The organism is Pseudomonas sp. GM30 (assembly GCF_000282275.2).
Taxonomy (GTDB): Bacteria; Pseudomonadota; Gammaproteobacteria; order Pseudomonadales; family Pseudomonadaceae; genus Aquipseudomonas.
Map to the genome: position 1 here is coordinate 125,850 of NZ_AKJP02000003.1, position 24,572 is coordinate 150,421.

25 protein-coding genes are annotated in these 24,572 nt (G+C 61.1%); 11 read left to right on the forward strand and 14 right to left on the reverse strand.

Features of this window, described 5'->3' with window-relative positions:
* Nucleotides 1–23: 23 nt before the first annotated feature.
* Nucleotides 24–974 carry a DnaJ C-terminal domain-containing protein gene (locus PMI25_RS02830; RefSeq protein WP_007966978.1) on the reverse strand — a complete coding sequence of 317 codons (951 nt, stop codon included), beginning with the start codon at nt 972–974 and terminating at the stop codon, nt 24–26.
* A gap of 291 nt (nt 975–1,265) precedes the next feature.
* On the opposite strand from PMI25_RS02830, the gene PMI25_RS02835 reads away from it, so the two are divergent.
* A complete protein-coding gene (locus PMI25_RS02835; RefSeq protein WP_007966976.1) occupies nt 1,266–2,540 on the forward strand; it encodes an Hsp70 family protein in 1,275 nt (424 codons plus the stop codon).
* A gap of 135 nt (nt 2,541–2,675) precedes the next feature.
* Here the strand turns inward: PMI25_RS02835 and PMI25_RS02840 are convergent, their stop codons facing one another.
* The 3 genes from PMI25_RS02840 to PMI25_RS02850 all read right to left on the reverse strand — a co-directional run bounded on the left by PMI25_RS02840 (nt 2,676) and on the right by PMI25_RS02850 (nt 5,050).
* Entirely contained in the window at nt 2,676–3,689 is a 1,014-nt protein-coding gene (locus tag PMI25_RS02840; RefSeq protein WP_007966974.1) for an AI-2E family transporter, read from the reverse strand.
* 197 nt (nt 3,690–3,886) lie between these two features.
* Nucleotides 3,887–4,192 carry a PsiF family protein gene (locus PMI25_RS02845; protein ID WP_007966973.1) on the reverse strand — a complete coding sequence of 102 codons (306 nt, stop codon included), beginning with the start codon at nt 4,190–4,192 and terminating at the stop codon, nt 3,887–3,889.
* Nucleotides 4,193–4,255: 63 nt separating this feature from the next.
* Nucleotides 4,256–5,050, reverse strand: coding sequence for an AraC family transcriptional regulator (locus tag PMI25_RS02850; protein WP_007966971.1), 795 nt, complete (start codon nt 5,048–5,050; stop codon nt 4,256–4,258).
* A gap of 97 nt (nt 5,051–5,147) precedes the next feature.
* Here PMI25_RS02850 and PMI25_RS02855 point away from each other — a divergent pair, with 97 nt between their 5' ends.
* Complete coding sequence (locus PMI25_RS02855; protein ID WP_007966969.1) at nt 5,148–6,035, forward strand: DMT family transporter; 888 nt, start codon at nt 5,148–5,150, stop codon at nt 6,033–6,035.
* A 120-nt stretch (nt 6,036–6,155) separates the two neighbouring features.
* On the opposite strand, the gene PMI25_RS02860 is transcribed toward PMI25_RS02855, so the two are convergent.
* The 3 genes from PMI25_RS02860 to PMI25_RS02870 all read right to left on the reverse strand — a co-directional run bounded on the left by PMI25_RS02860 (nt 6,156) and on the right by PMI25_RS02870 (nt 8,082).
* On the reverse strand, nt 6,156–7,046 hold the full coding sequence (locus PMI25_RS02860) for an esterase/lipase family protein (RefSeq protein WP_007966968.1): 891 nt from the start codon (nt 7,044–7,046) through the stop codon (nt 6,156–6,158).
* A gap of 91 nt (nt 7,047–7,137) precedes the next feature.
* On the reverse strand, nt 7,138–7,443 hold the full coding sequence (locus tag PMI25_RS02865; RefSeq protein ID WP_007966966.1) for a DMT family transporter: 306 nt from the start codon (nt 7,441–7,443) through the stop codon (nt 7,138–7,140).
* Nucleotides 7,444–8,082 (reverse strand): FMN-dependent NADH-azoreductase, encoded by a 639-nt coding sequence (locus PMI25_RS02870; RefSeq protein ID WP_007966963.1) that lies wholly within the window; start codon nt 8,080–8,082, stop codon nt 7,444–7,446. It abuts the gene before it with no gap.
* A gap of 121 nt (nt 8,083–8,203) precedes the next feature.
* Between PMI25_RS02870 and PMI25_RS02875 the strand changes: the two genes are divergently transcribed.
* Nucleotides 8,204–9,148, forward strand: coding sequence for a LysR substrate-binding domain-containing protein (locus tag PMI25_RS02875; RefSeq protein ID WP_007966961.1), 945 nt, complete (start codon nt 8,204–8,206; stop codon nt 9,146–9,148).
* A gap of 94 nt (nt 9,149–9,242) precedes the next feature.
* The gene (locus tag PMI25_RS02880; RefSeq protein ID WP_007966958.1) at nt 9,243–9,776 is read left to right on the forward strand and encodes a ferritin-like domain-containing protein; all 534 of its coding nucleotides are present in this window, start codon (nt 9,243–9,245) and stop codon (nt 9,774–9,776) included.
* A gap of 174 nt (nt 9,777–9,950) precedes the next feature.
* Here the strand turns inward: PMI25_RS02880 and PMI25_RS02885 are convergent, their stop codons facing one another.
* On the reverse strand, nt 9,951–12,026 hold the full coding sequence (locus PMI25_RS02885; protein ID WP_007966956.1) for an AsmA family protein: 2,076 nt from the start codon (nt 12,024–12,026) through the stop codon (nt 9,951–9,953).
* Nucleotides 12,027–12,411: 385 nt separating this feature from the next.
* Between PMI25_RS02885 and PMI25_RS02890 the strand changes: the two genes are divergently transcribed.
* The 7 genes from PMI25_RS02890 to PMI25_RS02920 all read left to right on the forward strand — a co-directional run bounded on the left by PMI25_RS02890 (nt 12,412) and on the right by PMI25_RS02920 (nt 17,858).
* Nucleotides 12,412–12,918 (forward strand): hypothetical protein, encoded by a 507-nt coding sequence (locus PMI25_RS02890; RefSeq protein WP_007966954.1) that lies wholly within the window; start codon nt 12,412–12,414, stop codon nt 12,916–12,918.
* A gap of 176 nt (nt 12,919–13,094) precedes the next feature.
* Nucleotides 13,095–13,727 (forward strand): TetR family transcriptional regulator, encoded by a 633-nt coding sequence (locus PMI25_RS02895; RefSeq protein WP_007966952.1) that lies wholly within the window; start codon nt 13,095–13,097, stop codon nt 13,725–13,727.
* A gap of 304 nt (nt 13,728–14,031) precedes the next feature.
* Nucleotides 14,032–14,532, forward strand: coding sequence for an urease accessory protein UreE (gene ureE, locus PMI25_RS02900; protein ID WP_007966950.1), 501 nt, complete (start codon nt 14,032–14,034; stop codon nt 14,530–14,532).
* Nucleotides 14,529–15,203, forward strand: coding sequence for an urease accessory protein UreF (locus PMI25_RS02905; protein WP_007966948.1), 675 nt, complete (start codon nt 14,529–14,531; stop codon nt 15,201–15,203). The genes ureE and PMI25_RS02905 overlap by 4 nt, the downstream gene beginning before the upstream one ends.
* A gap of 23 nt (nt 15,204–15,226) precedes the next feature.
* On the forward strand, nt 15,227–15,841 hold the full coding sequence (gene ureG / locus PMI25_RS02910) for an urease accessory protein UreG (protein ID WP_007966946.1): 615 nt from the start codon (nt 15,227–15,229) through the stop codon (nt 15,839–15,841).
* Between the two features lie 27 nt (nt 15,842–15,868).
* Nucleotides 15,869–16,441: a HupE/UreJ family protein gene (locus tag PMI25_RS02915; protein WP_007966944.1), complete on the forward strand. Its 573-nt coding sequence runs from the start codon at nt 15,869–15,871 to the stop codon at nt 16,439–16,441.
* A gap of 283 nt (nt 16,442–16,724) precedes the next feature.
* Nucleotides 16,725–17,858: an AGE family epimerase/isomerase gene (locus PMI25_RS02920; RefSeq protein WP_007967495.1), complete on the forward strand. Its 1,134-nt coding sequence runs from the start codon at nt 16,725–16,727 to the stop codon at nt 17,856–17,858.
* A gap of 130 nt (nt 17,859–17,988) precedes the next feature.
* Here PMI25_RS02920 and PMI25_RS02925 read toward each other — a convergent pair whose 3' ends face one another.
* The 6 genes from PMI25_RS02925 to PMI25_RS02950 all read right to left on the reverse strand — a co-directional run bounded on the left by PMI25_RS02925 (nt 17,989) and on the right by PMI25_RS02950 (nt 24,507).
* Entirely contained in the window at nt 17,989–18,894 is a 906-nt protein-coding gene (locus tag PMI25_RS02925) for a cation diffusion facilitator family transporter (RefSeq protein ID WP_007967493.1), read from the reverse strand.
* Nucleotides 18,895–19,092: 198 nt separating this feature from the next.
* Entirely contained in the window at nt 19,093–19,857 is a 765-nt protein-coding gene (locus PMI25_RS02930) for an SDR family oxidoreductase (protein ID WP_007967491.1), read from the reverse strand.
* A gap of 848 nt (nt 19,858–20,705) precedes the next feature.
* Nucleotides 20,706–21,422, reverse strand: coding sequence for an ABC transporter ATP-binding protein (locus PMI25_RS02935; RefSeq protein ID WP_007967489.1), 717 nt, complete (start codon nt 21,420–21,422; stop codon nt 20,706–20,708).
* Complete coding sequence (locus PMI25_RS02940; protein WP_007967487.1) at nt 21,419–22,291, reverse strand: ABC transporter ATP-binding protein; 873 nt, start codon at nt 22,289–22,291, stop codon at nt 21,419–21,421. The genes PMI25_RS02935 and PMI25_RS02940 overlap by 4 nt, the downstream gene beginning before the upstream one ends.
* On the reverse strand, nt 22,288–23,589 hold the full coding sequence (gene livM, locus PMI25_RS02945) for a high-affinity branched-chain amino acid ABC transporter permease LivM (protein ID WP_007967484.1): 1,302 nt from the start codon (nt 23,587–23,589) through the stop codon (nt 22,288–22,290). Before livM ends, PMI25_RS02940 begins: the two co-directional genes overlap by 4 nt.
* A gap of 3 nt (nt 23,590–23,592) precedes the next feature.
* Nucleotides 23,593–24,507, reverse strand: a complete 915-nt coding sequence (locus PMI25_RS02950) for an ABC transporter permease subunit (RefSeq protein ID WP_003221160.1) — start codon at nt 24,505–24,507, stop codon at nt 23,593–23,595.
* Nucleotides 24,508–24,572: the final 65 nt, after the last annotated feature.

The window sequence follows — 24,572 nt, forward strand, 5'->3', positions numbered from 1 at the left end:
GATGGGCTACTCCGTCGTCGGATTCAGAAGTTCTCGCGTGGGTTGAACGCGGCTTTCTTCGCCAGTTCCTGCCACAGCGCCTTGACCTCGTCGTCGGAGGTTTTCGGCATCACGGCCTTGAGCTGCACGAACAGGTAACCGCGCTCACCGGCCTTGTTTTTCAAGCCATGGCCCTTGGCGCGCATGCGCTGGCCGTTCTGGCTGCCGGCCGGAACCTTGAGGTTGATCTTGCCGGTCAGGGTCGGCACGGCCACCTCGGTGCCCAGCGCCAGCTCCCACGGTGCCAATGGCAACGTGATGATCAGGTTGTCGCCTTCGACATCGAATTTCGGGTGCGGCGCAAAACGAATGGTCAGGTACAGGTCGCCATTGGCGCCGCCACCGATGCCTGGTGCGCCCTGGCCTTTGAGGCGGATACGCTCACCGTCGGTCACGCCCGCCGGGATCTTCACGTTCAAGCTCTTGCTGGTATTGCTGACGTGCTGACCGTTAGCGTTGTATTGCGGAACCTGAAAGCTGACTTTCTTCGACTCGTCCGACAGCGTCTCCTCAAGGAAGACCGGCAGTTCCATTTCCACGTCTTGCCCTCGGCGCCCTGCACTGCGTTGCTGCCGACCCTCGCCGCCACCGAAACCGGCGCCGCGATTGCCGAAGATCGAACTGAAAAAGTCCGAGAAGTCACCGGTGTCGCCACCGCCACCGCCAAAACCGCCACGGCTCTGCCAGCCCGGTGGCCCCTGGAACGGCTGACCATGCTGGCCATAACGGCGCAGGTCGTCGTACTCGGCGCGCTTGTCGGCGCTTTTCAACGCTTCATAGGCTTCCGAGGCGTCCTTGAACTTGGCCTCGGCGTCTTTTTCCTTGCTGACATCGGGGTGGTATTTGCGCGCCAGCTTGCGATAGGCGGCCTTGATCGCCTTGTCGTCCGCTGTCGGCTCCACGCCGAGTATCTTGTAATAGTCTTTGAAGTCCATCGAAGGAATCACCATCCGTTATCGATTTCGCGCCGAGACCAGCATGCGCTCATTCGCGCGTGCCGGGTTGACCGATCTCAAGCTTGTGACCGGGTGGCGCAGCAGAAGTTTATCGGCAGTGGACGGCGGTTCTTGTGACCGCCGGTATGTCTGCCGGCCCATGCCAGCAAGTTTGGGGCGAAGCTGCGACTTTCAAGAAGCTTAGTCGTGAAATAGCAGATGACCGGCCTTCGAATCTGCCGCGCACTGACATACACTGCGCGGCCGTTTTTTGACCGGAAACCGAAAGACATGAACAACGCCTCTCCAGCCCGTGCCTGCGGTATCGACTTCGGCACCTCCAACTCCACCGTCGGCTGGCTGCGCCCCGGCATGGAAACGATGATCGCGCTGGAAGACGACAAGATCACCCTGCCGTCGGTGGTGTTCTTCAACATCGAAGAGCGCCGTCCGGTGTACGGTCGCCTGGCCCTGCACGAATACCTGGAAGGCTACGAAGGCCGGTTGATGCGCTCGCTCAAGAGCCTGCTGGGTTCCAAGCTGATCAAGCACGACACCAGCGTGCTCGGCACCGCGATGCCATTCAAGGACTTGCTGGGGCTGTTCATCGGTCAGCTCAAGAGCCGCGCCGAAACCGCCGCCGGTCGGGAATTCGAACAAGTGGTGCTGGGCCGCCCGGTGTTCTTCGTCGATGACGACCCGCTGGCCGACCAGGAAGCCGAAGACACGTTGGTGGAAGTGGCGCGCAAACTCGGCTTCAAAGACGTGTCGTTCCAGTACGAACCGATCGCCGCGGCATTCGACTACGAGTCGACCATCGAGAAAGAAGAGCTGGTGCTGATCGTCGACATCGGCGGTGGTACGTCCGACTTCTCGCTGGTACGCCTGTCGCCCGAGCGTCGCGGCATGGACAACCGCCACGATGACATCCTCGCCACCGGCGGCGTGCACATCGGCGGGACCGACTTCGACAAACAGCTGAGCCTGCAAGGCCTGATGCCGCTGTTCGGCTACGGCAGCCGGATGAAGAGCGGCGCCTACATGCCGACCAGCCACCACATGAACCTGGCGACCTGGCACACCATCAACTCGGTGTACTCGCAAAAATCCACCCTGGCGCTGGGCAGCATGCGCTACGACATCGAGGACACCGGCGGCATCGACCGCCTGTTCAAGCTGATCGAACAGCGCGCCGGGCACTGGCTGGCGATGGAAGTCGAAGAAACCAAGATCCAGCTGACCCACGCCGACAGCCGCCACGTGCCGCTGGACCGGATCGAGCCGGGCCTGAGCGTGGAACTGAGCCGCGCCCTGTTCGAATCCTCCATCGACGCGCTGCTTGAGCGCGTACGCGGCAGCGTCACGCAGCTGTTGAACGATGCCAACGTGTCGGTGGCGCAGGTCGATACGGTGTTCTTCACCGGTGGTTCGAGCGGCATTCCGGCGCTGCGCAACAGTGTTTCGGCGATGCTGCCGAATGCGCGGCATGTTGAAGGGAATATCTTTGGCAGCATTGGCAGCGGTCTGGCGATCGAGGCGATGAAGCGCTACGGCGCCATGAACTGACCTGAAATCGGCATTGCGCCTTTCGCGAGCAAGCTCGCTCCCACATTTGACCGCATTCCTTCAGTTGAAATGCAATCCAGTGTGGGAGCGAGCTTGCTCGCGAAGGCGCCAGATCAGGCAACACAGATCCATCGCTTACACCATCCCGCCCAGCTTCAACTCACTCTTCAGGTACGCGTAATAAATCGGCCCCGCCACCACCCCCGGCAGGCCGAACGCGGCTTCGAACACCAGCATCGCCAGCAGCAGCTCCCACGACTTGGCACTGATCTGCCCGCCGACGATGCGCGCGTTGAGGAAGTATTCGAGCTTGTGGATAAAAATCAGATAGCCCAGCGCCGCCACCGCCACCCAGATCGACAGCGACAGGCCGACGATGGTGATCAGCGTATTCGACATCAGGTTACCGATCACCGGCAGCAGGCCGAGCAGGAACGTCAGGACGATCAGGGTCTTGGTCAGCGGCAGCTTGATGCCGAACAGCGGCAAGACCACCACAAGGAAAATCGCAGTGAAGAACGTGTTCAGCAGGGAAATCTTGATCTGCGCGAAGACGATGTTGCGAAAGGCTTGAACCACCAGGTGCAGACGGTCAAACAGGGCGGCGGCCAGCGGTTTGCGCTTGGTCAGATCCGGCACTCGCTGCAGAGCGATGATCGCACCAAGGACCATGCCGATCAGCAAGGTGACGAACATGTGCGCCGCGTCCTTGCCCACCAGTTGCAGCTCGGCCAGGTGTTTGCTCGCCCATTCGCCGATGGCCACGCGAAACTCCGCAGCACTGGCCGGCAGGTAAGCATCGAGAAACGGTGGCAATTGCCCGCGCGCGCGGTCGACCACGCCCATGAATTTGTCGAGCGAGGCGCCCGGGTTTTCCGCTTCGTGCAGCAAGAAACTGATGGCGCCGGCAAAGATCAACGCCAGCACACTGACCACCAGCGTGCCCAGCAGCGCCACCGCCAGCCAGCGCGCACGCCGGCCTTCGATCAGCCGTTGCAGTTGCGGGGTAAGCATGTTGACCAGTTCGAACACCAGCAGACCGGCCAGCAGGCTGGGCAACAAGCGCAGCGGCAACGCCAGCAGCAGACCGCCACAAATGATGATGCAACTGACCCAGAACACAACATGACGCTCAGAAAACGTTGGCATACAGCCTCAAAACGAACGGCGTAAAAGGATTGGCAGTCTGCCAGCGATCTGGGGAGAGCACTAGGGATATGCAGGGGCTATTGTCGCGCTCAATGGCCCCTTCGCGAGCAAGCTCGCTCCCACATTGGGATGCGCACTCCTGTGGGAGCGAGCTTGCTCGCGAAGAGGCCAGCCCGCTCACCACAAGACTCAAATGCTTACTTTTTCTTCAGGCAATCACTCATGAAGGTCTTGCGCGCATCGCCGGTCAGGGCCTTGGTTTTCGCGTCGGCGTTGCAGGTTTTCATTTTTTCCTGCTGCGGGGTCAGCACTTTGCCGTCATTGGCCGCCGGTGCAGCCTTGAGGCAAGTGCTCATGAAAGTCTTGCGCTCGTCGCCCTTGAGACTCTTGGCGGTAGCATCAGCATTGCAGGTGGTCATTTTGTTCTGTTGCGCCGTGGCGGCGAAACCCTGGGAACACAGGAGCAGACCGATCATCAACAAAGGCACACGCAACATCTTCATGGAGTTTTCTCCTTGTCGCCGCACCGATGGATGCGGCCTCCGCTGAAGTGTAGCCAAATCTTGTTACACCTTCCTGCCTTCCAGGTGGCTACGCCGATACTGTTCCGGCGTACACCCGGCCTGCCGGGCAAACATGGCGATGAAGGCCGAGCCGCTGCTGTAGCCGAGATCGAAGGCGATCTCCTGCACGCTGCGGGTACTTTCCAGCGCTTCGATGGCCGCGAGATAACGCAGGCGCTGACGCCATTCGCCAAAACTCATCCCCAGCTCACGCACGAACTGCCGGGCCAGCGTACGTTCGCTGACGTGCACCTGCGCTGCCCAGTGCGCCAGTGGCTGGTTATTGCCGGGATCGGCCTGCAACGCATCGAGAATCGCCAGCAACCCGGGATGGCTCGCATACGGCAGGTAACACTCGTGTACCGGCGCCTGTTGCAGTTGATCGACCAGCACCTGGGCCAGACGCTGGTCAGCGTCGAGTTCGGGGATTTTCACGTCGCGGGCGGCGAAGTCCTTGAGAATCGCCTTGAGGATGTCGCTGATCGCCAGGGTGCAAGCGCGCGTCGGCAGATCGGCGCAGACCTTGGGGTCGAGGCACACCGCTCGATAGTTGACCGGTTGATGGCTGTAGAAACTGTGCTCGACTTGCGGCGGTACCCACACCGCGTAGTGCGGCGGCGACATGAAGCGGCTGCCGTCGACGTCCATGTGCAGCACACCGTGAGCCGCATATTCCAGCGTGCCCCACGGATGGCGGTGCGGCGCGGCGTATTCATGGGCGTTGAAGTCGGCATAGCGGAAGTACACCGCTGACGGCAGTTCGCTGAAATCCAGCAAATCGATGTGTTTACTGTTCATGCTGTCCGGTTGCAGAGGCAGGTTGTCCGGTTCGCAGTATAGGGCTGTATCCAGACAGGGGATAATCAGCGTTCATCAACGTTCTGGTTTTAACCCCATGCAATACGCATTTCCCCTGCTGGCGATTTTCATCTGGGCCGGCAATACCGTGATCAACAAACTGGCGGTCGGGGCGATCTTCCCCGCCGAGATCGGTTTCTACCGCTGGCTGCTCGCCGGCCTGTTGTTCACCCCGTTCATGCTCAAAGCGGTGATCGCGCACTGGCCGCAGATCCGCCCGAATCTGGGCAAGATCTTCATCCTCGGCGTGCTCGGGATGGCGGTCTATCAAAGCCTCGCCTACTTCGCCGCGACCCTGACCACCGCGACCAACATGGGCATCATCCTGTCGCTGATGCCACTGATGTCGCTGGCCATGGCGATCATCAGTCTCGGCCAGCGCCTGACCGCCGGGGCCTTGTTCGGCGCAGTGCTGTCGTTCGCCGGGGTGCTGGTGGTGGTGTCGTCCGGCAGCCTTGGCGCGCTGCTGCAACACGGGGTGAACCTGGGTGACGCGATGATGCTGATCGCCACCCTGGCCTACGCGATCTACAGCACCCTGCTGAAAAAATGGCAGCTGCGCCTGCCGCCGCTGGTGTTGCTGTACCTGCAGGTGCTGGTGGCGATTGTGGTGCTGTTTCCACTGTACGCCGCCTCGCCGAAAACCGGTTTCACCGCGCAGAACATTCCGCTGGTGCTGTACGCATGCCTGCTGGCCTCGATGCTCGCGCCGCTGGCGTGGATGCAGGCGGTGCAGCGTCTGGGGCCGAGCCGGACCACGTTGTTCTTTAACCTGCTGCCGGTGATTACCGCGCTGATTGCGGCGGTGGTGTTGAAGGAGCAGTTGGCGATGTATCACCTGGTGGGCGGGGTGTTGACGTTGGGTGGGGTGATTCTTTCCGAGCGCTGGACCACCGTGCTAGGCCGCAGAATCAGCGTTGCCTGATCTGGCCCTGTGGTGAGGGGATTTATCCCCGATGGGGCGCGAAGCGACCCCGCTATTTATCTCAAAACAAGGGCTGCTGCGCAGCCCATCGGGGATGAATCCCCTCGCCACAAAAGCGAGTCACAATCCGGCAGCCTTGAGCCGCGCCGCATGCTCGACAAACAGCCGCACCGGGTCCGCCCCCTTCCCCACCAGCCCCAGCGACTGATTGACGATGTCGAAGTGGTCCAGCGGATAGTCGTCGCCAATCACAGTGCCGAGGTGCGAGCTGTAGCGCCCGACCATCCCGTCGCACTGCCCCGGCTCGCGCACGAAGGTTTTCGCGAACAGCCGGCAGCTGCGGTTGGTGCCGTCGAACAGGTTGCCGCCGCGATCGGTCTTGCCCGGTTGCAACGTCCCCGACCACGAGTAATAACGCACGCCATTGACCTCTTCCGGCCCGTGCCCACCCCAGGTTCCGGGCAGACCCTGTGGATAACGCTGATTGAACAGCGCCACCCCTTCACTGGTCAGCGATTGATGCGAAGCGTGGATGTCCACCGGCAGTTTCGGCCCGTGGTAACCGGTCTCCAGCAACGCCATCAGCCAGCCGACAACCCGCAGCAGCGCTTCAAGCAGACGGCCCTTGGCAGTGTTCGCCGGGTAGTGTTGCTGCAGATAGTCGGCCAGTTCCGAACCATGATTGGGTCCGGCCACGGACGTCACCGAAGCGACCAGATCCGGCCGTTTGGCGGCGGCATAACGCGCGGTCAACGAGCCCTGGCTGTGGCCGAACAGATTGACTCTGGCGGCGCCGGTCTCGCGCAGAATTTCGTCGATGCGCGCCAACAACTGCTCGCCGCGCACCTCGGTGGAGTTTAGCGGCGACACCTGCACCGCAATCACTGTCGCCCCGCCACGACGCAACGCCTTGATGATCCCGTACCAGTACGGATACAGCAGCAGCCGGATAAACCCGAGCATGCCCGGCACCAGCACCAGTGGATAACGTGTCGCCGAACCTTGTGACATGGGCAAACATCCTTGTGGTCGCTGAGTGGATGCCAGACGTGCAAAACGCCCGCCAAGCATCCTCTCTGATAATGACAACTCCACGACCAGCCTACTTCAGGCCCACCACCCCCGCCACAATCAGCCCCACCGACAGCAGTTTGACCAGAGTCAGGCTCTCGCCGAGCAGGGCAAAGCCGAGAAACACCGTGCCCAGCGAGCCGATGGCCGTCCATATCGGGTAGGCGATGCTCACCGGCAACTCGCGCATCGCCAACGTCAGGAAATAGATCCCGCCAATCGCCGCCACCACCGTGATCAGCGACGGCCACAGGCGGGTGAAGCCTTCGGCGTACTTCATGCCCATGGCGAACGTCACCTCGAAGCCGGCGGCGATCAGCAGGAACAGCCAGGCCACTTAGAACGTCCGGGCGAGGTCGAGCAAACGCTGCTCGGCCTCGGCCACCGACACGGCGAAGGTGCGCTCTGCCGACTCTTCACCCTCAGCCGCGACTACGCTGACATCGTTGATGCCGACAAACCCCAACGCCGTGCGCAGCCATGGATCGGCGTGGTTCAGGGCCTCCAGCTCACCACCGGGACCGAAGCCGAAACCGCCGCGACTGGTGACGATCAGCGCTTTCTTGCCCTGCAGCAGCGGGGTGTATTGGGCCACGCCGTTGTCCAGGGTGTGGTCGAAGGTCAGGCCCAGTCGCACAATCTGATCGACCCAGGCCTTGAGGCCGCTGGGCACGCTGAAGTTGTACATCGGCGTGGAAATCAGCAGCAGATCGTGTTCGAACAACTCGCCGACCAGTTGATCGCTGAGCGCCAGATCGGCCTGCATCGACAACGGCCGTGCTTCGGGTTCAGGGTAAAAAGCCGCCGCCACAAACGCTTCGTTGACCGCCGGAATCAGCGCCCGTCCGACTTCGCGGCGGGTGACCTGCGCCTGGGGATGGCGCATTTGCCAGGCGCTGAGAAAGCTTTCCGCCAGGCGCCGTGAATGCGAACGATCACCCCGTGGGCTGGCATGGATCGCAAGAATTTTGCTCATCTGAATCTCCTTGGGACTAGACTTGAATGGCTGTGTAGCGCCAGATTGGCGCCGACCCGCTGCCGTCTCAAATGAGCAAAAATCAGTCGGGATGAATTCATTTCATCCATGGAGTTTTTCAATGTTCGCCTCGTTGCCGCTGACCGCCCTGCGCGCCTTCGAATCCGCTTCGCGCCTGCTGAGCTTCAAGGCCGCCGCCGAAGAACTGTCGGTCACGCCCACGGCAATCTCTCACCAGATCCGCTCGCTGGAAGACTGGCTCGGCGTGGCGCTGTTCGAACGCTTGCCACGTCAGGTGCGCCTGACCGAAGGTGGCGAGCGGCTGTTTCGCAGCCTGCACGGCGCGCTGCTGGAAGTCGCGCAAAGCGTCGACACCCTGCGCCCGCAACGCAGTGGCAGCAGCCTGACGCTGTCGACCACCGCCGCGTTTGCAGCGCTGTGGCTGGTGCCGCGCCTCGGGCGTTTTTATGCGCAACACCCGAACATCAACGTGCGCCTCGATACCCACTGCGAAGTCATCGACTTGCATCAGGACGCCAGCGTCGATCTGGTGCTGCGCTACAGCCTCGACACTTACCCCAATCTCTACGGCCTGTGCCTGTTCGATGAGTCCTTCGGTGTGTATGGCTCGCCGGAGCAGGTGGCGCTGGCCGCCCGGCGCACGCCGGCGCTGATCAGCGTGCTCTGGCATAACTCGAAGCTGTATGCCCACGGCTGGGAAGCGTGGTGCGCCCGCTCCGGCGAGTCGTGGCTGAATCAGCATCCGGCGATCCGCGAATACGACGAGGAGCATTACGCCCTGCAAGCGGCGATTGCCGGGCAAGGTCTGGTGCTGGCGAGCAATATTCTGGTGTCGCAAAGCGTCGCCAGTGGGCTGCTGGTGCCGTACAAGGGGCAGGTGCAGGTCGATGGTGCCGGGTACAGCGCGTTGTGTGTGCCGGGACGGGAACGGCATCCGCCGGTGCGGGCGTTTTTTGCCTGGTTACAGGAGGAGGCCGTGTTGTCCGGACTGACGCCAAGATCGCAGCCCTCGGCAGCGCCTGCAGGGGGGACGGTGGAAATCTGATAAAACTTTTTCGATCGCGCAGGACTCACAACCAGGGTATGCGATCACGCCTGAAGAGCGTGGCGCCCATTGGATTAGCCTCCTGGAGATCGAAATGAGCGATGACCTGCATTTGTCTGATGTTCAAACCCTGCGCGAGCGCGCACGACAGCACGTCGAGAACGGCGCGGTAACCGAGAGCTACAGCGCCGACCGTGACGAGGTGCTGCGCCTGCTCAATGAGTCGCTGGCCACCGAACTGGTCTGCGTCCTGCGTTACAAACGTCACTACTTCATGGCCAACGGCGTGAAGGCTCACGTGGCCGCCGAAGAATTCCTCGAACATGCAACCCAGGAAGCACAACACGCCGACCGTCTGGCCGAGCGCATCGTGCAACTGGGTGGCGAACCGGAGTTCAATCCGGACCTGCTGTCGAAAATGTCCCACGCCCAGTACGTGGCCGGGAACACCTTGAAGGAAATGGTCTACGAGGACTTGGTGGCCGAGCGGATCGCCATCGACAGCTACCGCGAGATCATCCAGTACATCGGCGAAAAAGACCCGACCACCCGGCGCATCTTCGAAGACATCCTCGCCCAGGAAGAAGAGCATGCGGATGATATGGCCGACATTTTGAAAGACTTGTAAGCCTTCCAAAACCGCCTTCGCGAGCAAGCTCGCTCCCACACTGGAATCCATTTCAAATGTGGGAGCGATCCTGCTCGCGAAGGGGCCGCAACAGAAGCAAAAAGATCGCAGCCTGCGGCAGCTCATACAATCCACTGTAGGAGCTGCCCCAGGCTGCGATCTTTTGCTCTTGCCTTACTTGGTTGGCTTGACGGTCACGGGCGCCTTGCCCGCCTTCATCTGCTCAAGCAGCGGCGCACACTGATTCGGCTCCCCGCCACTCGGCGCCACCAGCGCCAGCAGCCCCGCCGCCGGTGCGGCAATCACGCCCAGCGCGACCATCCCCGCCCCACGCAGCATCAACGGCACGGCCTTCACGCCAGCGTCGGGCTTGATGAACTTGCCGCGCACGTACAACGGTGAACGCAGCGAAATCAGGCGCCAGCCCTTGGATTCCGGCGTCACGGTCAGATCCAGTTGCTCGGTGGCCATGTTCGCGGTGCCGTCGATGTAGATGATCGCGTTCTCGGTGTCGAACACAAACAGCCGCGTGGTCGCCAGGCCGGTCTTAATGTCGAAGTCGGCTGCGGCGCAGTTGATCTTCACTTCCTTGTCGCCAAAGATCTTGCCAACCACGTAGTTGCCGACGTTGAGCCCTGCCAGTTCCATCAGCTCACGGCTGATCGCCCCGTCGTTGATCAGCATCTTCAGGTTGCCGTTGGCGCCGCCCAGCAGCTTGGCCACCGAGTTGCCGCGACCGCTGATGTCGGCGTCGCCATTCAGTTCACCGAAGCTGGTTTTCATCGGCTCAAAAGTCGGGAACAACTGCTTGAGCTTGAAGCCGCGCGCGGTCAGTTTGGCCCGGCCTTCCAGCGGTTCGCTGCGCCCGTTGAGGCGGATCTGCGCGTCCAGGTTGCCGCCGGCCACGCCGAAGCGCAGCGGTTCGAGGCTGAGTTCGCCGTCGTTGAGTTTCAGGTGGGTATAAAGGTCGGTGAACGGCAGTTTTTCACTGTGGACGATGCGCTTGCCGGTGAACTCGACGTCAGCGTCCATGGCGCGCCAGCGGTCGGTCTTGAACTCTTCCACTGGCAGCACTTTGTCCGTCGGTTGTTTGCTCTCGCCGCCGCGGGCCTTTTGCTTGTCATTGGAGTCGGCGCCGATCAGCGGCGCGAGGTCGGCGAACAGCAATTGATTGGACAGCAATGCGCCGCTGAGTTTGGGCCGTGGCTGGCTGGCGACGTAGGTCAGATCGCCGTGAATGTCACTCCCGCCGATTTTGCCGTTGAACTGTTCATAAGTGAATTTCGCCCCGGCGGCGTCATGCAGTTTGGCGATCAAGTGACCGTCGGTGGAATACGGCGGCGTATCCGGCAGGGTCACGCCGGTCAGCGGATAGAGGTTGCCAAGGCTCGCGCCCGCCAGTTTCAGACGCAGATCGAGTGCGCCGAGGTTGAGCGGGTCAGTGAGGGTGCCGGCCAGTTCGATGCTGGTGGCGCCGATCTTCGCCTGGGCCTGTAGCGGGAACGGTTTGTTCGCGTCCTGCAACGCCAGCAACCCGCCGATCTTGCCCTGGCCGGTGAGATTCTGGCCGTGGTACTGGCCTTTGACCTTCAGCGCAAATGCATAGTCCTGCGGCGCGGCGCCCTTGTCCTGGGCAGTCTTCGCGGCTTTGTCACCGACGATATCGCTGAACGGAATCGGCTTGCCCAGCGGATCGATCACCACGTCGAGGTTGGTTTTCAGCGTCTGGTCATCCAGGGTGACGTGGCCCTTGTCGAAGCCGATCGCCCCGATGTCCACCACCCAGTTGGAGGGTTCGGCATTCGGGTCTTTCGGGTCGAACTTGAACGTCCAGTTGGCGCGGCCATCGGCCAGGCGTTGCAATTGCGCGTTGGGTTCGGTCAGGTCGATACGCGGGATCGTCACCCGCTGCGCCAGCAGGGCCAGCGGCGAGATGCGCAGTTCCACGCGTTTGAGCGTGACCATCTGCGGCTGCTTCGACCAGTCCGGGTTGCCCAGCGTCAGGTCTTCAGCCACCACGTGCGGCCACGGCACCCAGGCCCGCCAACCGCCCTCTTCCGGCTCGCGCTGCCAGATCACCGCGAGGTTGCCATTGATGGCGAACGGTCGATGCAGTTCTTCCGAGACTTTGGCGTTGAGTGGCGGTTTGATCCGGTTCCAGTCGAAGAACACGATGATCAGAACCAGTACCGCCAGCAACAGTACGAGGATGGCGAAGGTCCAACTGAAGATTTTTCCGGTGCGCGTCATGCACAAAACTCCTGATGACGACCGCACGCCGACTTCGCGACGCACAGCTGAAACGGCGGGCCAAAGCGGCCCTCATGAAATCTACGACTGGCAAACAGTGCGCAGGTTTAATCGGAATATAGATTCCGTGGCAAAAAATCACCCGAATGCTGACCGTTCGGTCGAACAGCGTTACCGCCACCCGCACATTTGCGAGGCGCGAGTGAGTCGAAAATACCCACTGCGGTGCAAAACCACCGTCCGCAAACGCCCGAGCTAGAGCGCCTCGGCAGAACAATCAATTCTGTTGATTATTACCATTGCGTTTATGAACTTTTATATCGACTTATCGAGAGTAGCATTGGCTTCGTACCCACTTTATCGCCCTCCCAAGGAGCAACCCATCATGAAACGCCAATTACTGCTCAGCCTTACCCTGTCGATGCTAGCCAGCACTGCTTTCGCCCTGCCCGCTGCCGATCAGGCTACCCCACAAGTGAAAGCCAGCCACTCGGTGTTCAGCCAGACTGTGGCGGCTGACGGCGGCGACCGCACGCCACAAGGTCAGACCCTGGCGGAAAACGGCCGTAATCGTCTGGAAGAAAAAGGCCTGGTACAAGATGGCTACGACAAGACTCCACAAGGCCAGGCTGTAGCAGAAGGCGGCCGTGATCGCCTGGAAGAGAAAGGTCTGGTGCAAGACGGCTATGACAAGACGCCACAAGGTCAGACCCTGGCATCCGATGGCGGCGACCGCACTCCACAAGGTCAAACCCTCGCTGAAGGTGGCGGTGACCGTACCCCACAAGGTCAGACCCTCGCCGAAGACGGTTTCGATAAAACCCCACTGGGCCAGGCCGTTGCCGAAGGCGGTGGTGACCGTGTGATCGAACGCAACAGCGCTTTGAGCTAAGCCCATGGCGGCCTGGAAAAAAAGCCCAATCAGCGGATTGGGCTTTTGATTTTTTCAGCACTGCAATCCGCAAAAACCCGTTTCCCCGCTCACCTCCCTCCCCCCTGCCGTTCGACGCCAGCAAAGCCGATTTGCTAGAGTGCGGCGCTTGTCCTGCCTAAGAAAACGCCTTTGCGATGCTGCCCCGCGCCGAACAGAAACAACAGACCCGCAACGCCCTGATGGACGCTGCCCGCCATTTGATGGAAAGCGGCCGAGGATTCGGCAGCCTGAGCCTGCGCGAAGTGACCAAGACCGCCGGCATCGTGCCCACCGGTTTCTATCGGCATTTTGCCGACATGGACGAACTCGGTCTGGTGCTGGTCAGTGAAGTCGGCCAGACCTTTCGCGAAACCATCCGCCTGGTCCGCCACAACGAATTCGTCATGGGCGGCATCATCGATGCCTCGGTGCGGATCTTCCTCGACGTGGTCAGCGCCAACCGTTCGCAATTCCTGTTTCTGGCGCGCGAGCAGTACGGCGGCTCGCTGCCGGTGCGTCAGGCGATTGGCCGTCTGCGCGAGAACATCAGCGCCGACCTTGCCGCTGACCTGACGCTGATGCCCAAGCTGCAACATCTGGATGCAGCCGGGCTGAGCGTGATCGCCGACCTGATCGTCAAATCGGTATTCGCCACCCTGCCGGACATCATCGACCCGCCCGCCGAAGCCTTGCCGGAGCATCTGACGCCACAGGCGAAGATCACTCAGCAACTGCGCTTCATCTTTATCGGCCTCAAGCACTGGCAAGGGCTGGGCAGTACCGAATAACCTTCCTTTATTTGAGATCAGACCAAATCCCCCTGTGGGAGCGAGCTTGCTCGCGAAGGCGTCGTGTCAGCCAACTTCCAATTCACTGATCCACCGCCTTCGCGAGCAAGCTCGCTCCCACATTTGGTTCAGTGCCAAAGCCTCCATTTGGTGCATGTAAAAATCTTCACGCACCAAAACCTTCCAAAATTCTGCAACATCTTGAAACATCCTCTACGCTCCGACAGGGATTTCCTACATCTCGGCCGGTTGGCAAGCCCCTTGCTCTAGCCCTCCCTACAAGTCCACTGCTGGAAGCTTTCCGATGCTGGTGATTCATCGCAGAATCAACCCTCAACCTGTCTGGTCCGCCGAGTTGCACCTGACCTTCGAAGCGCGGAGCAAAAGCCGTCTGCGCTGTTTCAGTGCCGATGGCGAAGACGTCGGGTTGTTTCTGGAGCGCGGTCAGGCGCCGTTATATAACGGCGAATGCCTGCAGGCCGAGGACGGCCGCATCGTTCGCGTCTGTGCCCGCCCCGAGCAACTGCTGCACGTCACCTGCGCCAATGCCTTCGAACTGACCCGCGCCGCCTATCACCTCGGTAACCGCCACGTCGCCTTGCAAGTCGGCGATGGCTGGCTGCGTCTGCTCGATGATTACGTGCTCAAGGCCATGCTCGAACAGCTCGGCGCGCAGGTCGAAGCGATTGAAGCGCCGTTCCAGCCGGAACACGGTGCCTACGGCGGCGGCCATCACCATTCGCGGCATGGCGACGAAGATTTCAACTACGCGCCCAAACTCCATCAGTTCGGCGTACGTCTGTGAACCCGGCCTGGGCGCTGTTGCGCCTGGCCAGTCCGCAACTGCCGATTGGCGGCTACAGCTATTCGCAAGGCCTGGAAATGGCGGTGGATAACGGCCGCGTGAACAACCCGGACAGCGCCCGGCGCTGGATCAGCGATCAACTACTGCTCAACCTCGCCCGTTTTGAGGCGCCGCTGCTGCTGGCTCATTGTCAGGCCGCGGCCGAGGAAAACTGGCCCGAGTTGCTGCATCTCTGCGAAACCCACCGCGCCAGCCGCGAGACCCGTGAGTTGCATCTGGAGAGCCGGCAGATGGGTTACTCGCTGCAGCAATTGCTCAACGGTCTGCCGGAACTCGACGCGCCAGCCCGCAGTTTTCTTGAACAATGCGCCGAACCGCACCTGGCTCTTGGCTGGGCACTGGCTGCCCGCGCCTGGCAAATCAGTCCGAAGGATGCGCTCGCCGCGTGGCTGTGGAGCTGGCTGGAAAACCAGCTCGCGGTGCTGATGAAAACCCTGCCGCTGGGCCAGCAAGCCGCCCAGCGCCTGACCAGCGAACTGCTGCCGCTGCTGCAACAGGCGCAGCAGGACGCCACCCGCATCAATCCCGAACACATCGGCAGCGCCGCATTCGGCCTGTCCCTGGCGTGCATGGCGCATGAGCGCCAGTACAGCCGTCTGTTTCGCTCTTAGGGCCTGTCATCTTGGAGAAGCACATGAACACACAACCCCTGCGCGTCGGTATCGGCGGCCCGGTCGGTTCCGGCAAGACCGCATTGACCCTGGCCCTGTGCCTGGCGTTGCGCGATCGCTACAACCTGGCCGTCGTCACCAACGACATCTACACCCGCGAAGACGCCGACTTTCTGGTGCGCAACGAAGCACTGGCGCCGGAGCGGATCATCGGCGTGGAAACCGGTGGCTGCCCGCACACGGCGATCCGCGAAGACGCCTCGATCAACCTCGAAGCCGTGGATCAACTGAACCGGCGCTTTCCGGGGCTGGACCTGATTCTGGTGGAATCCGGTGGCGACAACCTGTCGGCAACCTTCAGCCCGGAGCTGTCAGACCTGACCATCTACGTGATCGACGTCTCCGCCGGCGACAAGCTGCCACGCAAGGGCGGCCCGGGGATCTGCAAGTCCGATCTGCTGGTGATCAACAAGATCGACCTGGCGCCGCTGGTCGGTGCTTCGCTGGAAATGATGGATAGCGACACCCAGCGCATGCGCAACGGCAAGCCATTCGTCTTCAGCAACCAGAAAACCGGCCAGGGCCTGGAAGAGATCATCGCCTTCATCGAGCGCCAGGGCCTGCTGAACGCCGCCTGACTTATTGACCAACAAGGAAGCTTATCCATGACACTCAAACGCATTCTCGGCGCCGTGGCGCTGCTGCTGACCCCGGCCCTCGCTTTCGCCCACCCGGGCCACGGCGACAGCGGTCTGGTCGCCGGTATCAGCCACCCGATCGGCGGCCTCGACCACTTGCTGGCGATGGTCGCGGTCGGCCTGTGGGCCGCGCAGCAACAAGGCGCGGCGCGCTGGGCGCTGCCGTGCACCTTCGTCGGCACCATGCTGATCGGCGGCCTGCTCGGCTTTGAAGGGCTGGAGCTGCCGGCGCTGGAAAGCGGGATCGCCGCCTCGGTGCTGGCGCTGGGTCTGGCGGTGGCACTGGCCGTGCGTCCGCCGCTGGTAATGGCGGTGGCGGCAACGGCGTTGTTTGCGCTGTTCCATGGCGTGGCGCATGGCCTGGAGCTGCCGGACATGAGCAGCCCTTGGGCATATGCCGCCGGTTTTGTCGCGGCGACGGCGGCGCTGCATGCGGCGGGTTATGGCTTGGTGCGCGTGTTGCCTCAGGCGGCTGCGCCGCTGGTGCGAGTGGCGGGTGCTGCTTCGGCGCTGACTGGCGCCTGGTTGCTGGCCGGCTGATCTCTATCGCCTGAACCGGCCCCATCGCCAGCAGGCTGGCTCCCACAATTGGAATGCATCCTCCTGTAGGAGCTGCCGCAGGCTGCGATCTTTTGACTTTGGCGGTTACAAGCCAGATCAAAAGATCGCAGCCTGCGGCAGCTCCTACAGAATCAAGCTGCGATCCGGTTCAACTGTGGGAGCGAGCTTGCTCGCGAAGGCGGTCTGACAGACACCGCGTCTCTAAAGGACGCGGCTCTGCTACCATGTCGCGCAATCGCCCCAGCCGTGACGACGTCCGCCAATGCCCCATGCTTGCCGCTCCACCTTCCTGCCCGAATTGACCGCCCTGTTCAGCGATGTGCAACAGCACTTTCTGAACGTGATCGTGCCGCTCTGGCAAGGCCCGGGCTGGAACGCCGACATGGCGCTGCCCTACGAGGCACTCGACGCGGCGCACCAACCCTTGCCACCGCAACGCTATCGGGCGATGGCCTGCGCACGGCAGCTGTACCTGTTTTCCAGCCTGATCGGGGTTGTGGATAACGCCGAAGTGCGCGCCGCCACGCTGTTCCGCTCGCTGCAACGGCATTTCCACGATGCCGAGCACGGCGGCTGGTTCTACAGCATCGACGCGCAAGGCAAGCCGCTGGATCAGCGCAAAGACCTCTACACCCACGCCTTCATCCTGTTCGCCTGCGCCCATTACTGGGCCAAGTCCCGCGAGCCTCTGGTGGAATCCACGCTGAACGCCGCACTGGAAGTCATCGGCCGCCGTTTCGCCACCGGCGACGGGCTGTACGAAGCCTGCCTGGACCGCGACTGGATCACCCTGCAAACCGGCCCGCTGCAAAACCCGCTGATGCACCTGGCCGAAGCCTTTCTCGCCACCCTCGCCGTGCGCGAAGACGCGCAGACGCAGCAAGCGCTGGTGCAGTTATGCACAGCCATGCACAAACAGTTCGTCGACCCGCAACATGGGGTGTTGATGGAGAAACCGCTGGGGGCTGTGGATAACTGGTACGAACCGGGGCATCAGTTCGAGTGGTATTTCCTGCTTGAGTCTTCAGCCCTGCTGCGCGGCTCAAAACTGCACGCGGCGCTGGAGCGGGCGTTCGCTTTCACCGAGCAATTTGGCGTTGAGCAACCTTCAGGTGCAGTGCGGGCGATGCTCGATCTGCAACTGGATGGACAGCCGAAGGATTCCACTCAGCGGATCTGGGCGCAGGCGGAATACCTGCGCGCCCTGACCTTGCGCCCGGACAGCGAAGCCACTGTGCTACGCCAGTTGCAGGCGCTGCAGCAGCGTTTTCTGCAAGCGGGCGGTTGGCATGAGTGCCGGGATGAGCTGGGCGAGGTCAGCCGCAAGGACATGCCTTCGACCACGCCTTATCACTTGGCGACGTGCTACAGCGGGCTGGCTGAATACTTGAACTGATTGACTGAACTTATCCTGTGGCGAGGGAGCTTGCTCCCGCTTGAGTGCGCAGCACTCACAAAAATCCGGGGCCGCTTCGCAGCCCAGCGCGAGCAAGCTCGCTCGCCACAGGAGATTCAGCAGCTATGAATCAGGCAATCCACTTCTTGTCACCGGTAAAGCTGATGGTCAACCAGCGTGCCGCATCCGGCTCGCCCAACTGCGCCGAAATTTCCTCACGCAACGCATCCAGTTGCCCAACGCTCTGCAACCGGTAATCCGCCGGCAACACCACATGAATCTCGATGAACCGCGCCCGCCCGTGCTTCTGCACGTAGGTCACGTAGTCGTCGAAACCATGCTCGACCTTCGCCGTTTCCATGACCTGGCGCACCTGATCATCCAGCGTATCCGGGGCAATACCCAACACATCGCGCAACGCCGGGCCAAGGATCTTGAACGCCGGCGGCAACATGGTCAGGGCCAGCACGATCAGGATCAGCGGGTCGACAAACTTCGCCCACTCGCCGAAGCCCTGGGCCTGGAGCAGCAGTGCCACGAGAAAACTGATCAACAGACCCACCGAGAGCATCGCGTCCACCAGCCAGCTGATGTTGTCGAACTGGATCAGGCTGGACTTGAGCTTGCGATTGCGCCGACGCACGTAGAAGAAATAGGCGAATTCGACGACGGTGAACACCGCCGCATAAATGATCACCAGCCCCAGCTCGATCTCGCGGCCACCGTTGATGATGCCGAACACGCCGTTGAGAAACGCGTAGATGGCGATCAACAGCAGGAAGCTGCCTTCGATCAGCAGCACCATCGGCTCCAGATGCCAGAAGCCGAACTGGAAGCGGTGATTGCTTTCTTTGGCGATCAGCCGCGCGGTGATCAGCATCAGCACTTTGATGAACGTTGCGATCAGCGAGAAAAAACCATCGAAAAGGATGGATTGCGAACCTGAAACAAAACCGGTGACGATCCCGGCAATCGACACCGCGAACATCAGGATGGTCGATTGTTTGAGCAGTGACTGCTCACCTCGGTTACTCACGTAGCCTCCTCTAAAAACCTTTGAACCGCGGGGTGCGGTGGGGTTTGTCGGAGTTGAGTTTACCTTATCGCCGGTTATGCCCGGTTTTGTGGCGAGGGAGCTTGCTCCCGCTGGGGTGCGGAGCGCCCCCGCTCTTCAGTTCAAAAAAGCGGGCTTGCTGCGCAGTCCAGCGGGAGCAAGCTCCCTCGCCACAGGGTCTTACGCCTTGTTACGCTCGATGGCAAACCCGGCCCAGGTCTGGCTCACCGGCATCAGCTCCAGGCTGTTGATGTTGATGTGCGCCGGCGCGTTGAGCACCCAGAAAATGGTCTCGGCGATGTCCTGCGGCTGGATTGGTTCGGCACCGGCGTAGGTGGCGTTGTAACGTTCCTGGTCACCGGCAAAGCGCACCAGCGAGAACTCGCTTTCACAAAGGCCTGGCTCGATGTTGCTGACGCGCACGCCGGTGCCCTGCAGGTCGCAACGCAGGTTCAGCGAGAACTGCTTGACGAACGCCTTGGTCGCGCCATACACGTGGCTGCCGGGGTACGGATAGTTGCCAGCGATGGAGCCAAGGTTGACGATGCCGGCGCCACGGCCGTGAGCGATCAAACGCGGCAGCAGCAGACGGGTGCTGTACATCAGGCCCTTGACGTTGGTGTCGACCATGGTGTCCCAGTCGTCGAGGTCGCATTTCGGTGCAGGGTCGACACCCAGCGCCAGCCCGGCGTTGTTGATCAGGCCACGCAGTTTGGCGAACGACGGCGGCAGACTGGCGATCGCCTCTTCCATCGCTTTGCGGTCACGCACGTCGAGCACCAGACCATGCACTTCGGTCTGCTTCGACAGTTCGGCGCACAGGGCATTCAGACGTTCTGCACGACGACCGGTCAACACCAGTTTCCAGCCAGCCTCGGCGAAACGACGGGCACAGGCTTCACCAAAACCGGAGGTTGCGCCGGTAATAAACAGGGTGTTGGACATCGTGTTCTCCTTGCGTCGGCCACGAGTGCGGCCATTGGAATAGAAAATCAGCAGCCAGCATGCCCGGCCCGGCATTTACGAGCAACACCCGCACCGGGACATCTTTCGATCAAATTTTGATCAACCGTCGCTACGCCATACCTGCCGTGGCCTGTAGCCATGTGCACGCACGTTATCCACAGTCCCTTCCACAGTTTCCGGGGGCAAGTGGAAACGCGCAAAGCCGCGCCACACAAGGCTTTGCGCAGGAAATAGAAAGTTTTTTGCTTGACCCTGACGCGGCTGTTGTGCCGGAGATGGCATTTTGCACGACCGACCGGTCAGAGCAGTGATTGCGCGAGGCCAGTAATTACGGCCCTCAGCGCGGTCTTTCCAGAGTTTAATCACAGACTTATCCACAGGATTGTTCACACCGATTTGTCACCGCAGCATGGCCTAGAAAAAGGTTGACAACAGCGTCTTCCGCTTCAGCAAAAACGCCTGATCAATAATCAACCACCGGCCTGCAAGCCACGGTTAACAAGGGCTGCAGCCAGCTACTCCCACGTTATTCACAGCCAGCTCCACAGCAAACGGGGACAAGTCAAAACTGTGGAAAAACAGCCATTTGCAGCGTCTATATGTCGCGCTTTGGCAGCTATGGGAATTTGTTTTCCACAATTTTGTAAATCGCGCAAAACCTTGTAGGAGTGAGCCTGCTCGCGATAGCGGTGTATCAGCCACCTCGAATGCGGAATTTAGTACCGCTATCGCGAGCAGGCTCACTCCTACAGGGGATCTGTGTGGACTTGGGATGTAAAAAGCCCCGGGACTTTCGTCGCGGGGCTTTGTGGACAACTCAGGAAGAATCAATGCCCACCCAGATAAGCGTTACGCACCTCCTCATTCACCAGCAGCTCTTTACCGGTACCAGTCAGGCGAATCTCGCCGTTGACCATCACGTACGCCCGGTCCGACAGCTTCAGCGCATGGTTGGCGTTCTGCTCGACGAGGAAAATGGTCATGCCGGTTTTCGCCAGTTCCCGCAGGGTGGCGAAGATCTGTTTCACCACGATCGGTGCCAGGCCCAGGCTTGGCTCATCGAGCAGCAGCAATTTCGGCCGACTCATCAGGGCGCGGGCAATGGCGAGCATTTGCTGCTCGCCGCCGGACATGGTCATCGCCCGCTGGGTACGGCGCTCTTCGAGCCGCGGGAACAGCTCGAACATGCGCTGCATGTCCTCCTTGGCGTACTTGTCGCCAATCGGGATGGTGCCCATCAGCAGGTTTTCCTCGACGGTCATGTCGGGGAACACCCGCCGCCCTTCCGGCGACTGCGCAATGCCGTTGGAGGCGATGTAGTGCGAGGACTTGTGGGTGATGTCGACGCCCTGATAGAGGATCTGCCCGCCCGCCGCCCGTGGCTGGCCGAAGATCGACATCAGCAGCGTGGACTTACCCGCGCCGTTGGAGCCGATCAGGCTGACGGTCTCGCCTTCGTTGATCTCAAGCGACACGCCTTTGAGGGCCTGAATCGGGCCGTAGAACACGTCCAGATCTTTGAGTTCGAGGATCGGTTTGCTCATACCAGCTCCTCTTCGTCGGCGCCCAGGTAGGCGGCAATCACTTTCGGATCGTTGCGGATCGCCTCAGGCCCGCCCTCGGCGATGACAATGCCGTGGTCCAGCACCACGATGTGGTCGGAAATGCTCATCACCATGCCCATGTCGTGTTCGATCAGCACCACGGTCAGATCGTGCTCGTCGCGCAGCAGCCGGATCATCGCGCTCAGCGCTTCGGTTTCCTGAGGGTTGAGGCCGGCGGCCGGTTCGTCGAGGCAGATGATCTGCGGTCGCGTGCACATGGCCCGGGCGATCTCCAGACGGCGTTGCTGGCCGTAGGACAGTTCACCGGCCAGACGGTTGGCGCAGTCCACCAGATCCACCACTTCGAGCCAGTAGAACGCGCAATCCAGCGCATCGCTTTCCGCTTTGCGGTAGCCCTTGGTGTTGAGGATGCCGGCCAGCATGTTGCGGTTGACCCACATGTGCTGCGCCACCAGCAGGTTTTCCAGTACCGACATTTCCTTGAACAGACGAATGTTCTGGAAGGTTCGGGCCAGGCCTGCGCGGTTCACCAGATGCGTGCCGCCGAACATCTTGTAGTACAGGCGACTGAGGAAGCTTTTCGGCGACACGAAGTCGGTCGGTTTGAACGACTCGCCCAGCAGCTGGATGACGTTGGTCTGCTGGCCGCGCACGTTGAGTTCGATCTTGCCGCCGGAGGCCTTGTAGAACCCGGTCAGGCAGTTGAACACCGTGGTCTTGCCGGCGCCGTTGGGGCCGATCAGGGCGAAGATCGAGTTGCGTTTGACCTTGAGGCTGACATCGCTCAGGGCCTTGATGCCACCGAAGTGCATCATCAGTTTTTCCACAGAGAGAACGACTTCACTCATGGCGCAGTCCTCTCATAGTGAATGGCACCTTTGCGTGGAGTGACCCCGGTACGGCTGATGCGAATCAGCCCGCGTGGTCGCCAGATCATCATCAACACCATCAGAATGCCGAACAGCAGCACGCGGTATTCGGCGAAGCCGCGCAGCAATTCCGGAGCAACCGTCAGCACGAACGCTGCGATCACCACGCCGATGGTCGAGCCCATGCCGCCGAGCACGACGATGGCGAGGATCAGCGCCGATTCGAAGAAGGTGAACGAGGTCGGGTTGACGAAGCCTTGATAGGTGGCGAAAAACACCCCGGCCAGACCCGCCGTCGACGCACCGATGGTGAACGCCGAGAGCTTGACCAGCACGTGGTTGAGGCCCATCGAGCGGCAGGCGATTTCATCTTCGCGCAGGGCTTCCCAGGCGCGACCCACCGGCATTTTCACCAGACGATGCTTGATGTACAGCACGGCCAGCACCACCAGGAACAACACCGTGTAGATGAAGTAATACTTCACGTCCGGGTTGTAGGCGATGCCGAAAAACTCATGAAACGGTACCCCGCCATCCTTGGCCCGCTTGCCGAATTCCAGACCGAAGAATGTCGGCAGTGGCGCGGGCATGCCGTTCGGGCCGCCGGTCAGCGACAGCCAGTTGTTGAGGATCAGGCGGATGATTTCACCGAAGCCCAGAGTCACGATCGCCAGATAGTCACCGTGCAGACGCAGCACCGGAAAACCGAGGATGCAACCGGCCAGACCCGCGGTGATCGCCGCCAGTGGCAGCACGGTCCAGAAGCCCAGCCCGAGGTATTGATAACCGAGCGCCAGACCGTAGGCACCGATGGCGTAGAACGCCACGTAGCCGAGGTCGAGCAGACCGGCCAGGCCCACCACGATGTTCAGCCCCAGTCCCAGCAGCACGTAGATCAGCCCGAGGATGACCACGCCCAGCAGATAGGAGTTGGAGACAAACGGCACGATGACCGCGAGCACAATCAGCAGCGGGATGATCCAGCGCAGGCGTGATTTGTGATCGGCCGGCAGCACATGCACACCGGAACCGGTGCTCTCGAAGCCGTCGAGAATCTTCAAGCCTTTGGGCGTCTGCAGAAACAGGCTCAAGGCAAAGCGGCCGATCATCACAATGCCGATAAGCCACGCGACGCGGGTCGGCTCAAGATTGAAGCTGTAGCCTTCGAGCACGACGCCGACAATCGGGCCGAACACGATCAGGGCAATAAGGCCGGCAAGAATCGCCTCAACCAGACTTTTTTTGATATCGATGGATTTTTGGGTGGTTGAAGACATCGCTTACACCTTCGACACAAGAGGACGGCCCAACAGGCCCTGAGGCCGGAAGACCAGAACAAGTACGAGCAGCGAGAAGCTGAACACGTCTTTGTAGTCGGAGTTGACCAGGCCCGAGAACAGCGACTCGGAGATCCCGAGAATGATCCCGCCGAGCATCGCGCCAGGCAGTGAGCCGATCCCGCCCAGCACGGCGGCGGTGAACGCCTTGATGCCGATGACGAAGCCTGCGTAGAAGTCGAACGTGCCGTAGTTCATGGTGATCAGCACGCCGGCCAGAGCCGCCATCGCTGCACCGATGATGAACACGTAGGAAATCACCCGGTCGGTGTTGATCCCGAGGATCGAAGCCATCTTGCGGTCTTGCTGGGTGGCGCGGCACATGCGGCCGAGCTTGGTGTACTTGATCACGTAAGTCAGCAGGCCCATGCCGACGAACGCGGCGACCAGAATGAACACCTTGGTGTAGGTGAGCTGGACGAAACCTGTGCCGACGTCGATGCGCCAGGCACCGGTGAGCAGCGTCGGCACACCCTGTTGACGGGCGCCCTGGCTGATCTGGGCATAGTTTTGCAGGATCAGGGAGATGCCGATGGCACTGATCAGCGGTGCCAGTCGGGTGGAGTTGCGCAGAGGTTTGTAGGCGACGCGTTCGATTACCCAGCCATAGACGCCGGTGACGACGATGGTGAACACCAGCGTGCCGAGCATCAACAGCGGGAAGGATTCGATACCGAAGTAAGCCAGCAGAGCCAGGCTGATTGCCGCGAGGTACGCGGAAATCATGTAAACCTCGCCGTGGGCGAAGTTGATCATGCCGATGATGCCGTAGACCATTGTGTAGCCGATGGCGATCAGGCCATAGACCGACCCGAGGGTCAGGCCGTTGACCAGTTGCTGCAGGAAAATACCATCCATAACGCAATCTCACGCAATGAGAACCTGCCCACCGGAGCGGGCGGTTCTTCCAGGGAAAATACAGA